12 protein-coding genes and 3 tRNA genes are annotated in these 12659 nt (G+C 58.2%); 13 read left to right on the top strand and 2 right to left on the bottom strand.

The window, feature by feature from the left end; genetic code table 11:
- Positions 1–125: 125 nt before the first annotated feature.
- The 12 genes from truA (at position 126) to CKW31_RS05410 (ending at position 9828) form a co-directional block, all read left to right on the top strand.
- A complete protein-coding gene (gene truA, locus CKW31_RS05465) occupies positions 126–950 on the top strand; it encodes a tRNA pseudouridine(38-40) synthase TruA (protein ID WP_095093387.1) in 825 nt (274 codons plus the stop codon).
- Between the two features lie 61 nt (positions 951–1011).
- Positions 1012–1632, top strand: a complete 621-nt coding sequence (locus CKW31_RS05460) for a phosphoribosylanthranilate isomerase (RefSeq protein WP_095093386.1) — start codon at positions 1012–1014, stop codon at positions 1630–1632.
- Between the two features lie 283 nt (positions 1633–1915).
- Entirely contained in the window at positions 1916–2836 is a 921-nt protein-coding gene (gene accD, locus CKW31_RS05455; protein WP_027901098.1) for an acetyl-CoA carboxylase, carboxyltransferase subunit beta, read from the top strand.
- Entirely contained in the window at positions 2833–4140 is a 1308-nt protein-coding gene (gene folC, locus CKW31_RS05450; protein ID WP_095093385.1) for a bifunctional tetrahydrofolate synthase/dihydrofolate synthase, read from the top strand. Before accD ends, folC begins: the two co-directional genes overlap by 4 nt.
- Complete coding sequence (locus tag CKW31_RS05445) at positions 4124–4801, top strand: SPOR domain-containing protein (protein ID WP_095093384.1); 678 nt, start codon at positions 4124–4126, stop codon at positions 4799–4801. The genes folC and CKW31_RS05445 overlap by 17 nt, the downstream gene beginning before the upstream one ends.
- Before the next feature lie 332 nt (positions 4802–5133).
- On the top strand, positions 5134–5721 hold the full coding sequence (locus CKW31_RS05440) for a CvpA family protein (RefSeq protein WP_095093383.1): 588 nt from the start codon (positions 5134–5136) through the stop codon (positions 5719–5721).
- 12 nt (positions 5722–5733) lie between these two features.
- Positions 5734–7242 (top strand): amidophosphoribosyltransferase, encoded by a 1509-nt coding sequence (gene purF / locus CKW31_RS05435; RefSeq protein ID WP_027901102.1) that lies wholly within the window; start codon positions 5734–5736, stop codon positions 7240–7242.
- Between the two features lie 18 nt (positions 7243–7260).
- A complete protein-coding gene (locus CKW31_RS05430) occupies positions 7261–8472 on the top strand; it encodes an O-succinylhomoserine sulfhydrylase (protein WP_095093382.1) in 1212 nt (403 codons plus the stop codon).
- Positions 8473–8483: 11 nt separating this feature from the next.
- Positions 8484–9245, top strand: a complete 762-nt coding sequence (locus tag CKW31_RS05425; protein ID WP_095093381.1) for an SDR family oxidoreductase — start codon at positions 8484–8486, stop codon at positions 9243–9245.
- Between the two features lie 169 nt (positions 9246–9414).
- Positions 9415–9490 (top strand) — tRNA-Val (locus CKW31_RS05420).
- A 56-nt stretch (positions 9491–9546) separates the two neighbouring features.
- Positions 9547–9623, top strand: a tRNA-Asp gene (locus tag CKW31_RS05415).
- 128 nt (positions 9624–9751) lie between these two features.
- A tRNA-Asp gene (locus CKW31_RS05410) sits at positions 9752–9828 on the top strand.
- A gap of 230 nt (positions 9829–10058) precedes the next feature.
- Here CKW31_RS05410 and CKW31_RS05405 read toward each other — a convergent pair.
- Both CKW31_RS05405 and CKW31_RS05400 read right to left on the bottom strand, forming a co-directional pair.
- Positions 10059–10706 (bottom strand): DsbA family protein, encoded by a 648-nt coding sequence (locus CKW31_RS05405; RefSeq protein ID WP_256582490.1) that lies wholly within the window; start codon positions 10704–10706, stop codon positions 10059–10061.
- Entirely contained in the window at positions 10703–11581 is an 879-nt protein-coding gene (locus tag CKW31_RS05400) for an MBL fold metallo-hydrolase (RefSeq protein ID WP_095093379.1), read from the bottom strand. The genes CKW31_RS05405 and CKW31_RS05400 overlap by 4 nt, the downstream gene beginning before the upstream one ends.
- Before the next feature lie 105 nt (positions 11582–11686).
- On the opposite strand from CKW31_RS05400, the gene CKW31_RS05395 reads away from it, so the two are divergent.
- Positions 11687–12589: a LysR family transcriptional regulator gene (locus CKW31_RS05395; protein WP_095093378.1), complete on the top strand. Its 903-nt coding sequence runs from the start codon at positions 11687–11689 to the stop codon at positions 12587–12589.
- Positions 12590–12659 lie beyond the last annotated feature (70 nt).

The raw sequence follows: 12659 nt of genomic DNA, 5'->3' as shown, positions 1-12659 counted from the left end.
TGCGGCCGTTTGCTTTTATAGCGTCGGGCACATGGCGTCTTTTTTCGACGGCCCTATAATGGCCGCCATTTTGCAATCCGACAGGCTTTTACCTCTTGGCGAACATAGATAACCCGGCAGCTGAAATGGCTGCTGAAGGCTTTTCCCGAATTGCGCTCGGAGTCGAGTACAAAGGCTCGCGTTACTCAGGTTGGCAGCGTCAGGCATCCGGCGTGCTGACGGTTCAGGAAACCCTCGAAGACGCCTTGTCGAAAGTCGCCGACTCGCCAGTCTCGTTGATGTGTGCCGGACGAACCGATGCCGGTGTACATGCGTGCGGACAAGTCGTGCATTTTGATACTCAGGCCCAGCGCTCCATGAAAGCCTGGGTGATGGGCGCCAATATCAATCTGCCTCATGACATCAGCGTCAGCTGGGCCAAGATCATGCCTGCAGATTTTCATGCGCGCTTCAAAGCCATTGCGCGCCGGTACCGCTACGTTATCTATAACGACCAGATCCGTCCCGCGCACCTGAATCAGGAAATCACCTGGAATCATCGCCCGCTGGATGTCGAGCGTATGGCGCAAGCAGCGCAGTACCTGGTCGGTACCCATGATTTCAGTGCTTTCCGTGCCGGGCAGTGCCAGGCCAAGTCGCCTGTCAAACAGCTGCATCATCTGCGAGTTACGCAGCACGGCAAGATGATTGTCATTGATGTGCGCGCCAATGCGTTTCTGCACCACATGGTTCGCAACATCGCTGGCGTGCTGATGACCATTGGCGCAGGAGAGCGGCCGGTCGAGTGGGCGAGCGAGGTACTGGAAAGCAAGGTTCGTCGTACGGGCGGGGTGACCGCTCACCCGTTCGGGCTGTATCTGGTTCAGGTGGAGTATCGCGATGAGTTTCCGTTGCCGGAGCGTTATATCGGTCCGCACTTTCTCACAGGGTTCTCGGAACTTGACGGCTGACGCCTGTAGCAGCATTTGTTAACATCCGGGCCTTTCCCGAAAGGCTTGAGGTTTTCTTTACATGTCAGCCGTTCGCAGCAAGATCTGCGGGATTACCCGCATAGAAGATGCATTGGCTGCCGTCGAGGCGGGGGCCGATGCCATCGGCTTCGTGTTTTACGCCAAAAGCCCGAGAGCGGTAAGCGTTCAGCAAGCGCGGGCAATCATTGCCGCCTTGCCGCCGTTCATCAGCACGGTCGGTTTGTTCGTCAATGCCAGTCGTTGCGAGCTCAACGAAACTCTGGATGCTGTGCCACTGGATATGTTGCAGTTCCACGGAGATGAGACGCCTGAACAGTGTGACGGCTATCATCGTCCGTTCATCAAGGCGTTGCGGGTGCAGGCCGGTGACGATATTGCTGCCAGTTGCCGTCTTTACTCGAGGGCCAGCGGTATCCTGCTCGACACGTTCGTCGCGGGCGTTCCCGGCGGAACGGGCGAAACCTTCGACTGGGCGCTGATTCCGAGCGGTCTGGAAAAGCCGATTATCCTGGCCGGTGGTCTGACCTCTGCCAATGTGGCTCAGGCCATTACCCAGGTTAGGCCTTACGCGGTGGATGTCAGCGGCGGGGTAGAGAAGAGCAAAGGCATCAAGGATCATGACAAGATTCGTGCATTCATGAGTGCAGTGCACGGCTGCTGATGGCGGTTCGATGTGACGGGATTTCGTCGGCCACCGTCCATAATCCTGTCTGTGCGACAGGCAGCCAGCCCCGGATAAGCGGGGGAGATTTTTTACGGGTGAGGTTCGAATGGCCTCGCCACGGTTGTTGAATCGCGATTGAAGCTGCGCGGCTGGCTGGCCAGGACAAGATATGTGTCAGCCACAGGCAAGCTGCTTCGATTCATTTACGAATTAGTTAAAGGGCATGCGCAGGGTGCTGAGTCACCCGGCGTTCGAGCCACCGGTACTGGAGATATAAAGCATGAGCAACTGGTTGGTAGACAAACTGATCCCTTCGATCATGCGTTCCGAGGTCAAGAAGAGCTCGGTTCCTGAAGGCCTCTGGCATAAATGCCCATCCTGCGAAGCGGTGCTCTATCGTCCAGAGCTGGAAAAGACCCTGGACGTTTGCCCGAAGTGCAATCACCACATGCGTATCGGCGCTCGTGCTCGTCTGGATATCTTCCTGGATGAAGAAGGCCGTTCCGAAATCGGTGCCGATCTGGAGCCGGTTGACCGTCTCAAATTCCGCGACAGCAAAAAGTACAAGGACCGTCTGGTCGGTGCTCAGAAGCAGACCGGTGAAAAAGATGCTCTGATTTCCATGAGCGGCTCCCTGTTGGGCATGCCGGTCGTGGTCTCGGCGTTCGAGTTCTCCTTCATGGGCGGCTCGATGGGCGCGATCGTCGGCGAGCGCTTCGTTCAGGCTGCCAACTATGCTCTGGAAAAACGCTGCCCGATGATCTGCTTCGCCGCTTCCGGCGGTGCGCGCATGCAGGAAGCGTTGATCTCGCTGATGCAAATGGCCAAGACCTCGGCCGTGCTGGCCCGTCTTCGCGAAGAAGGCCTGCCATTCATTTCCGTACTGACCGATCCGGTTTACGGCGGTGTTTCTGCAAGTCTGGCGATGCTGGGTGACGTGATCGTCGCTGAGCCAAAGGCGCTGATCGGCTTTGCCGGGCCTCGCGTCATCGAGCAGACCGTTCGCGAAAAACTGCCGGAAGGCTTCCAGCGCAGTGAATTCCTGCTGGATCACGGCGCTATCGACATGATCATTCCTCGCCAGGAACTGCGTCAGCGTCTGGGTAACCTCCTGGCGCAAATGATGAATCTGCCGACACCCAAGTTCGTCGCGCCGGTCATCGAGCCAATCATCGTTCCTCCGGCGCCCGCCAACGTATGACGCCAGGATCCCTGGGCGACTGGCTCGCCTATCTTGAGCAGCTGCATCCCTCTGCCATTGATATGGGGCTGGACAGGTCACGGCAGGTCGCTCGGCAATTGGGCCTGACCCGGCCTGCGCCCAGGGTGATTACCGTAACGGGGACCAACGGCAAAGGATCGACCTGCGCCTTTCTGGCCTCGTTGCTCCGTGCCCAGGGTCTTAAAGTCGGTGTTTACAGTTCCCCGCATCTGCTGCGCTACAACGAGCGTGTGCAGGTGCAGGGTGTTGAAGCCACTGATGTAGAGCTCTGTGATGCGTTCGCCGTTGTAGAGGCCGCGCGTGGCGATGTCACGCTGACTTATTTCGAGATCGGGACGCTGGCGGCTTTCTGGCTGTTCGAGCAGGCGGCGCTTGACGTTGCGGTGCTTGAAGTGGGGCTGGGTGGTCGTCTCGATGCCGTTAACCTGATTGATTCCGATCTGGCGGTAGTGACCAGTATCGGTATCGACCATGCCGACTGGCTGGGTGATACCCGCGAGTCCGTAGCGTTCGAAAAAGCGGGGATTTTCCGTGAAGGTTGCCCAGTCTTGTGCGGTGATCCTGATCCGCCTGTGCCATTGCTGGATAAGGCCGAACAACTCAATTGTCCGCTGATGCTGCGCGGTCGTGAGTTCGACCTGTCGATCACTGAGCGTAACTGGAACTGGACGGGGCGAGACGGGCAGGGCGAGCCGGTTGAGTTGCTCGATTTGCCATTGCTCGACCTTCCTATGGAAAACGCTGCCTTGGCCTTGCAGGCTTATCTATTGCTGGATATTGCCTGGCAGCCGGAGCTGATTCGTGCTGCATTGCTCGATACGCGGATCATCGGTCGTCTGGATCGTCGCGTCTTCAACTGGCATGGCAAGCGCCTGAATCTGCTGATGGATGTGGGGCACAACCCCCATGCTGCGCAGTTTCTGGCCCAGCGCATGGCTCAGCGTCCGGTGGCGGGTAAACGTCTGGCGGTCTTTGGTCTGTTGGCTGACAAGGAACTGGAAGGTGTCGTTGCCGAGCTGGCTTCCAGTATCAATGACTGGGCCGTTGCACCGCTTCCGACATCACGCAGCCGGCCTGCGGCTGATTTGCAGGTGGCGCTTGAGAACCTTGGCGCACACGTGACGTCCTATCAGAGTGTTGCGTTGGCACTGGAAGCCCAGTGCGCGCACGCTACAGCCGATGACGAAATTCTGCTGTTCGGGTCTTTTTACTGTGTTGCCGAGGCCCTGGAATGGTTGACCCGGCACGCCATAGAGGAAGCTGCAAATGGCTCTGCTGGATAACGTATTCAAACAGCGAATGGTCGGTGCCCTGGTGCTTATCGCCGTGGCGGTGATCTTCCTGCCGATGCTGTTCACGCGTCAGGATGAGACGCGCCATGTTCAGGTCGATGCACCTGCTGCCCCGCAAGCGCCTGCAGCACCTCAAGTGCAGGTTCAGCCGGTGCCGGTGCCTGATCCTCAGGTTCCCACTCAGGAGCCTATTCCTGGCGACGATGAAATAGCCGCGCAAACCCAGGCACCGTCCATGCCTATCGCTCCGGCTCCGCCTGAAGTGAAGACTGCGACCCCGCCTGCAGCCAAACCGGCCACCAAGCCAGTGACTCCGCCAGCTCAGACGCCAGCTCCGACGCCAACACCGGCGTCGCCGCCAGCACAAGCGGCTGCCAAACCTGCCACGCCATCAGGTGTCGACGCGAACGGTCTGTCGGTAAGCTGGTCGGTGCAGCTGGCGAGCATGTCCAATCGTGCCAACGCCGACAACCTGCAGAAGACTCTGCGTACTCAGGGCTACAACGCCTACATCCGTACCGCAAACGGGGTGAACCGGGTGTTTGTGGGGCCACTGATCGAGCGTGCAGAAGCTGACCGCCTGCGTGATCAACTCGACAAGCAGCAGAAACTCAAGGGCATTGTGGTGCGGTTTCAGCCTGAGCAGGGTTGATGCTTTTCAGATGAATTCACGCCGCCCAGACTGTGTGAAAACGTAGCGAGCGACGGCAAGACAAGGCGCAACGAGCGGAGCGAGTAAAAGCCGCAGGCTGGCCCGGAGGGTGAGCGGAGCGAATCAAGCAGGCGAAAAACGGCTGGGGTCGCGTCCGACTCCAGGTGTTCTAAATGCGCATTTTTCGCCTGCTTTTAACGCAGTATTGCGTGCGTAAAAACGAAGTTTCCCAGCCTGCAGTAGTTTTCACGCAGCCTGGGCCGGAAATGTCGCTTACCGGCAGGTGAGCGCTCTGCTAAAATGCGCCGCCTTATCTGTTTGCAGGCTCAAACGTGCCCTTTACCCCGGTCGACTGGGCGATCCTCGCGATCGTCGCTATCTCCGCTCTGATCAGTCTCAAGCGCGGCTTCGTCAAGGAAGCCCTGTCTCTGGTGACCTGGATCATTGCAGGTGTCGTTGCCTGGATGTTTGGTGCGGGATTATCGGGTTATTTCGTCAATTACATCGAAACGCCGTCGTTTCGGGTTATTGCGGCCTGTACTATTCTATTCATCGCCACCTTGCTGGTTGGCGCAATGATCAACTTTCTTATTGGGGAACTGATTCGTGTCACCGGGCTTTCCGGAACCGATCGCTTTCTCGGCATGGTCTTTGGCGCAGCGCGCGGAGGCTTGCTTGTAGTAGTGGCAGTCGGGCTGTTGAGCCTGGGGCCGGTACAACAGGATCAATGGTGGCAGCAATCGAGGTTGGTGCCGCAATTTCTCATGGTCGCTGACTGGTCGAAAAACCTGATTCTCGGGATGTCCAGCAAGTGGCTCGCCAGCGGAGTCAGCGTACCTGCTGAACTGCCGTTCAAGGAACACCTCCTGCCGCCTACAATGCCGCAGGAAGTGCTCGGTAAATCCAGTTCCACTAAGTAGGGGTTGTGTCGCATGTGTGGCATCGTCGGTATCGTCGGTAAGTCGAACGTCAATCAGGCGCTGTATGACGCGCTCACCGTCCTCCAGCACCGCGGCCAGGACGCTGCCGGTATCGTAACCAGCCACGACGGCCGGTTATTCCTGCGCAAGGACAACGGACTCGTACGTGATGTGTTCCACCAGCGCCATATGCAGCGCCTGGTCGGTCACATGGGTATTGGTCATGTGCGCTATCCAACGGCAGGCAGCTCGACTTCGGCCGAAGCTCAGCCGTTTTACGTCAACTCGCCGTATGGCATCACGTTGGCGCATAACGGTAACCTGACCAACGTTGAGCAACTGGCCAAGGAGATTTACGAATCTGACCTGCGCCACGTCAACACCAATTCCGACTCGGAAGTGCTGCTCAACGTTTTCGCTCATGAGCTGGCCGTGCGCGGCAAGTTGCAGCCAACCGAAGAAGACATCTTCGCCGCTGTGACCGACGTGCATAAGCGCTGCCGTGGTGGTTACGCCGTGGTCGCCATGATCACCGGTTACGGTATCGTCGGTTTCCGCGATCCGGATGCCATCCGCCCGATCGTCTTCGGCCAGCGTCATACCGACGAAGGCGTCGAGTACATGATTGCCTCCGAAAGCGTCTCGCTGGACGTGCTGGGTTTCACCCTGATTCGCGACCTGGCGCCGGGCGAAGCGGTTTACATCACTGAAGATGGCAAGCTGCACACTCGTCAGTGCGCAACCAATCCCAAGTATGCACCGTGCATTTTCGAACACGTCTATCTGGCGCGTCCGGACTCGATCATCGACGGTATCTCGGTCTACAAGGCGCGTCTGCGCATGGGCGAGAAGCTGGCCGACAAGATCATGCGCGAGCGTCCGGATCACGACATCGACGTGGTTATCCCGATTCCGGACACCAGCCGTACGGCGGCACTGGAACTGGCGAACCACCTGGGTGTCAAGTTTCGCGAAGGTTTCGTCAAGAACCGTTACATCGGCCGCACGTTCATCATGCCCGGTCAGGCTGCACGCAAGAAATCCGTACGCCAGAAGCTCAACGCCATCGAGCTGGAATTCCGCGGCAAGAACGTCATGCTGGTGGATGACTCCATCGTGCGTGGCACCACTTGCAAGCAGATCATCCAGATGGCCCGTGAAGCCGGTGCCAAGAATGTCTACTTCTGCTCCGCTGCACCTGCCGTTCGTTACCCGAACGTCTACGGCATCGACATGCCAAGCGCTCATGAGCTGATCGCTCATAACCGCAGCACTCAGGACGTTGCCGATCTGATCGGTGCCGACTGGTTGATCTATCAGGACCTGAATGACCTGATCGAAGCTGTCAGTGGCAGCAAGAAAATCAAAATCGACAACTTCGATTGCTCGGTCTTCGACGGCAAGTACGTGACCGGTGATATCGACGAGCACTACCTGAACAAGATCGAGTCGGCGCGTAACGACGCCTCCAAGGTCAAGACCCAGGCGGTCAGCGCGATCATCGATCTGTACAACAACTAATCATCACGGAGAGGGCGCATGACTCAGGAATGGGATGCCGGTCGGCTGGACAGCGACCTTGAGGGCGTTGGGTTCGACACACTCGCTGTGCGTGCCGGTCAACACCGCACGCCGGAAGGCGAGCATAGCGATCCGCTGTTCTTCACCTCAAGTTATGTGTTCCGTTCAGCCGCCGATGCGGCTGCGCGTTTCGCAGGCGAAGTGCCGGGCAACGTTTACTCGCGCTACACCAACCCGACGGTGCGCTCGTTCGAAGAGCGTATCGCGGCGCTGGAAGGCGCCGAGCAGGCCGTTGCCGCTTCAAGCGGCATGGCTGCGATCATGGCGGTGGTCATGAGCTTTTGCAGCGCTGGCGATCACGTGCTGGTTTCCCGGAGCGTATTCGGCTCGACCATCAGTCTGTTCGAGAAGTACTTCAAGCGTTTTGGCGTTGAAGTGGATTACGTGCCGCTGGCCGAACTGGCTGGCTGGGACGCCGCTATCAAACCCAACACCAAAATGCTGTTTGTTGAATCACCGTCCAATCCTCTGGCCGAACTGGTCGATATCTCCGCTCTGGCAGAAATCGCTCACGCCAAAGGCACCCTGCTGGTAGTCGATAACTGCTTCTGCACACCAGCGCTCCAGCAGCCGCTGGCGCTGGGTGCTGACATGGTGGTGCATTCCGCCACCAAGTTCATCGATGGCCAGGGCCGTTCCATGGGCGGTGTGGTGGCCGGTCGTAGCGAACAGATGAAAGAAGTGGTGGGCTTCCTGCGTACTGCCGGGCCGACGCTGAGCCCGTTCAATGCGTGGATCTTCCTCAAGGGCCTCGAAACCCTGAACCTGCGTATGCGCGCACACTGTGCCAGTGCGCTTGAGTTGGCCGAGTGGCTGGAGCAGCAGGACGGCATTGAGAAGGTGCATTACGCCGGTCTCGAAAGCCATCCGCAACATGCTCTGGCAAAACGTCAGCAGAAGGCTTTCGGCGCGGTTTTGAGCTTCGAGGTCAAGGGTGGCAAAGATGGCGCGTGGCGTTTCATCGATGCGACACGCCTGATTTCGATCACCGCCAATCTGGGCGATAGCAAAACCACTATCACTCACCCAAGCACCACGTCCCACGGACGTCTGGCGCCTCAGGAGCGTGAAGCTGCGGGTATTCGCGACAGCCTGATCCGGGTTGCTGTAGGTCTGGAAGATGTCGCTGACCTGAAGGCGGATCTGGCGCGTGGTCTTGCGGCACTGTGAATGACTGGGTGATGGAGGCCGCCAGCACCAGTCATGGGCGGGTGGCCCTGGTAACGGGGGCTGCACGAGGGATCGGCCTGGGCATTGCTGCCTGGCTGGTTACCGAGGGCTGGCAGGTGGTGCTGGTCGATGTGGATCGCACGCGAGGCGCTCTGGTTGCTCAGGCGCTGGGTGATAACGCGATCTTCATTGCCATGGACGTTTCCAGCGAAGAGCAGGTCGCGGCTGGCGTGGCCGATGTTATCGGCCAGTTTGGTCGTGTCGATGCGCTGGTGTGCAATGCTGCGATTGCCGATCCGCATAACACCACGCTTGAAAGTCTGAGCCTGGCGCACTGGAATCGGGTGCTGGGGATCAACCTCAGTGGCCCGATGCTGCTGGCCAAGCACTGCGCTCCCTACTTGCGCGCTCACGCGGGCAGCATTATCAACCTGACCTCAACCCGGGCTCGCCAGTCAGAAGCCGATACCGAAGCGTATGCCGCGAGTAAGGGCGGTCTGTTGGCGTTGACCCACTCGCTGGCCATCAGCCTTGGGCCTGAGATTCGCGTCAATGCAGTCAGCCCTGGCTGGATCGACACACGTGATCCGTCTGTGCGCCGCGCTGAGCCGCTCTCAGAGGCCGATCATGCGCAACATCCGGCGGGCAGGGTAGGCACGGTGGATGACGTCGCGGCAATGGTCGCATGGCTGTTGTCGCGCAATGCCGGTTTCGTTACGGGCCAGGAGTTCGTGGTTGACGGTGGCATGAGCAAGAAGATGATTTATCTGTAGCAGCGGCAAGTTTCAAGCTGTAAGAGAAAGCGAGCCCTCGGGTTCGCTTTTTTGGTTCTGGCTTGGAGCTTGAAACTTGCGGCTTGAAGCTGCTCTTAAAAAAAACTTCAAGCAGGGTATTGACTTAGGTTCGTTAGGTGCGTAAATTTCGCGGCCTCAACGAAGCAAAGGGTGATTAGCTCAGCTGGGAGAGCAGCTGCCTTACAAGCAGCGGGTCGGCGGTTCGATCCCGTCATCACCCACCACTTCGTGAGTTTCAAAGTTGTAAACATAGCTACAACGGACGTAAGTCCACCGACAAGCAGCGGTAGTTCAGTCGGTTAGAATACCGGCCTGTCACGCCGGGGGTCGCGGGTTCGAGTCCCGTCCGCTGCGCCATATTTGACGGATCAGATCAGTCTGGTCTGCGATTGAAAAGCCTCAAGGCTTCTCGGTCAGGGTTACAACGAAGCAGGTTCTCGAAAGCCTGCTTCAACGATTCAAACGGACGCAAGTCCGAGCGATACGCAGCGGTAGTTCAGTCGGTTAGAATACCGGCCTGTCACGCCGGGGGTCGCGGGTTCGAGTCCCGTCCGCTGCGCCATACATAGCTTCGGGGCCCTTGAACTCCTTGAAGCGAAGAAAAGCGACCTTAACGGGTCGCTTTTTTTTTGCCTGATTTTTATGTTCAGGTATGACGCCCTCGCGGCTGAAGCCGCTCCTACGGATCTGCGCAATACCGTAGGACTGGCTTTAGCCGGGAGGGCGTTATGTCTGTCAGCGCGAATATGGCGGATGTACTGGCCCTCTCGCGGCTAAAGCCGCTCCTACGGCCTATTTTTCGGCACGCAAATCCTTGATCAACCCCTCCCAACCTCCAAACAGCGCATTCGAGCTGATCAGGCGTCTCGCCTTGCCAGCCCCGAGCACAAGCGCAGGAACACCACCGGTGCCGACCTGAGCCATGATCGCCTGCGCTAGCTTGACCCTTTCACGGGAATGACTCAGTAGCCCATCATCCTGCGCAAGCAACAGGCTGGCGGACTCGCTCAGCCCGATGTCTGTGAGAATCCGGGCAAGAGTCTCAAGGTCGGTGATGTCCAGCCCTTCAACATAGCGGCCGCGTTGCATCGCTGCCAACGCCTCCAGCTCCCGGCATGGCTCAGTCATTGCCACCGCGCTGAGGGCCCGTGTCGCAGGCCCTGAATCGAAACGGCGAGTGCGATCCTCAAGTACCTGACGTTGGTAAACCTCGCTGAATGGCTGGCCGGTCAGCGCGCCGATTCGCAGGTCGTTGGACCAGGCAAAATCAGCAAAACCGGCGTCCATCGGGCGAGAGTTGTTATCCGCGAACAAGCCGGTAGGGAGAAGCGTGATGCTGAACTCGTCCAACGCATCAATGTGCTGTAGCACTGACGAGGCTCCATAGCACCAGCCACACAGTGGGTCGAAAAGGTAAGTGACGCTGATCGGCGCACTCACCACTTCATTTCACCTTTGGCCACTTTCGCGCTCAGCACCAGCGAAGAGTCATCCGCCAGTTTCGGGTAATGCGCTTTCATCGCTGCAATCAGTGCGGCAGAGTCTTTGGCCTTGGCCGTTTCGGCATCAAAGGTTTTGATGTAGTCCGCTGTGAATGTCGGTGATTGCAGGGCGGTCTGCTCGCCCGGCAGGAAGTGGCCCGGCACAATCGTCGCTGGCTTGAGCTTTTCGATGGTCGCCAGAGTCTCCAGCCAGTCCTGATGGGATTTGGCGCTCTGGGTATCGGCCATCCATACGTGAATGTTACTGGACAGCACCACGCCGCCTATCACGGCCTTGATCGACGGGATCCAGACGAAGCTGCGGTCGGGTTGTGGACCGTTGAGGCCAATGACCTGCAGTTTCTGATCTTCCAGCTTCAGTTCAGTGCCCTGCAGTACGTCAGGCACGATGACCTTGCCCGGTGCGGCCGAACCCAGCTTGGGTCCCCAATAAGCCAGCTTGGCATGCTTGGTCTCGTTGATATGTGCGACGGTCTGGGCGCTGGCCACTACCTTGGCCTTTGGGTAGGCCGAGGTGATGGTTTGCAGACCGAAGTAGTAATCCGGATCGCCATGGCTGATGTAAATCGTGGTCAGATTTTTCCCGCTCTTGCGGATTTTCTCGACGATCTGCTCGGCTTGAGTGTTGGAAAACTGCGCATCCACCAGAACCGCGTCTTTCTCACCCGTTACCAGTACTGATGAGACCGGGAAAATGGCACCTTCACCCGGGTTGTAGACGTCCAGCTTGAGGGGCTGTGCGGCCTGGCTTGCACCCGCAAAGCCGAGCAGGGCGAAAGTGGCTAATAAGCGTCGTGCGGACAGCGAAATCATGTCGAGCTCCATCGTGGCAATGAGAAGAGCAGGCAGATTAGTTGAGATTTATAACCCGAAAAACGCTAGATTGGGCTCAGGTTTGTTTCTGAAAACGGTCGAATCATGGACAAGTTGTTGGCAATGCAGGCTTTCGTCACCGTCGTGGATTGCGGAAGCCAGACCGCGGCGGCGGACAAGCTCGGGTTATCAAGGCCGGTGATTTCCAGATTCCTCGCCGAGCTGGAGGACTGGACCGGAGCCCGTTTGATGCACCGCACCACGCGACGCCTGAATCTTACCGCTGCCGGAGCGGAAGTCTTGCCCCTGTGTCGACGAATGCTGGATCTGGTCGAGGACATGCGTGCAGTGGTTGCAGCGCCAGAGGATGAGCCGAAAGGACTGCTGCGCGTGACGGCCAGTACGTCGTTCGGTCAGGCGCAACTGATGCTCGCGGTGACTGAGTTTGTCGGGCAGTACTCACAAGTCAGTGTGGACATGGTGCTGCTCGACCGCACCGTCAATCTGGTGGATGAGCGCATGGATCTGGCGATTCGCATCACCAATGAGCTGGACCCCAATCTGATCGCCCGACGCCTGACCACCTGCCGTTCAGTGGTGTGCGCCTCGCCGGATTATCTGAAAAGGCATTCAGCGCCCAAGGCTATCGAAGACCTGACACTGCATAACTGCCTGACGCATACCTATCACAGCAGCAGCCTCTGGCACTTCACCCATAAAGGCCTGCCGAAAAGCGTTGCGGTGAAGGGTAACCTCACCAGCAATGATTCGATCACCACAATGCAGGCGGCCCTGTGTGGGGCAGGAGTGGCGCTATTGCCGACCTACCTGGCGTCGCCGCTGATTCAACAAGGTCAACTGGTTGCGCTGCTGCCGTCGTACCAGCCCATGGAGTTGGGGATCTTCGCGGTGTATGCCTCACGAAAGCACATGTCTTCAGCCTTGCGCGCCATGCTCGATTTTCTCGCGCAACGCTTCGGTCCTGAACCTGTCTGGGATCGAATCTAGTGTGCTCTTCGCGAATGTGTTTTTTTTGGTGATTTCAATGCGTTTCAGATCTCATTCGAGCCCGGTACAC

The sequence above is a fragment of the Pseudomonas sp. Irchel 3A5 genome (assembly GCF_900187575.1).
Taxonomy (GTDB): domain Bacteria; phylum Pseudomonadota; class Gammaproteobacteria; order Pseudomonadales; family Pseudomonadaceae; genus Aquipseudomonas; species Aquipseudomonas folii.
Note: the sequence above shows the minus strand (reverse complement) of the source record. Positions and strands in the feature narration are given on the sequence as shown.

What these genes read in the sequence shown, in the direction of transcription:
- truA (WP_095093387.1), top strand. Translation starts at nt 126, where the DNA reads ATGGCTGCTGAAGGCTTTTCCCGAATTGCGCTCGGAGTCGAGTACAAA.
- CKW31_RS05460 (WP_095093386.1), top strand. Translation starts at nt 1,012, where the DNA reads ATGTCAGCCGTTCGCAGCAAGATCTGCGGGATTACCCGCATAGAAGAT.
- accD (WP_027901098.1), top strand. Translation starts at nt 1,916, where the DNA reads ATGAGCAACTGGTTGGTAGACAAACTGATCCCTTCGATCATGCGTTCC.
- folC (WP_095093385.1), top strand. Translation starts at nt 2,833, where the DNA reads ATGACGCCAGGATCCCTGGGCGACTGGCTCGCCTATCTTGAGCAGCTG.
- CKW31_RS05445 (WP_095093384.1), top strand. Translation starts at nt 4,124, where the DNA reads ATGGCTCTGCTGGATAACGTATTCAAACAGCGAATGGTCGGTGCCCTG.
- purF (WP_027901102.1), top strand. Translation starts at nt 5,734, where the DNA reads ATGTGTGGCATCGTCGGTATCGTCGGTAAGTCGAACGTCAATCAGGCG.
- CKW31_RS05430 (WP_095093382.1), top strand. Translation starts at nt 7,261, where the DNA reads ATGACTCAGGAATGGGATGCCGGTCGGCTGGACAGCGACCTTGAGGGC.
- CKW31_RS05425 (WP_095093381.1), top strand. Translation starts at nt 8,484, where the DNA reads ATGGAGGCCGCCAGCACCAGTCATGGGCGGGTGGCCCTGGTAACGGGG.
- CKW31_RS05400 (WP_095093379.1), bottom strand. Translation starts at nt 11,581, where the DNA reads ATGATTTCGCTGTCCGCACGACGCTTATTAGCCACTTTCGCCCTGCTC.
- CKW31_RS05395 (WP_095093378.1), top strand. Translation starts at nt 11,687, where the DNA reads ATGGACAAGTTGTTGGCAATGCAGGCTTTCGTCACCGTCGTGGATTGC.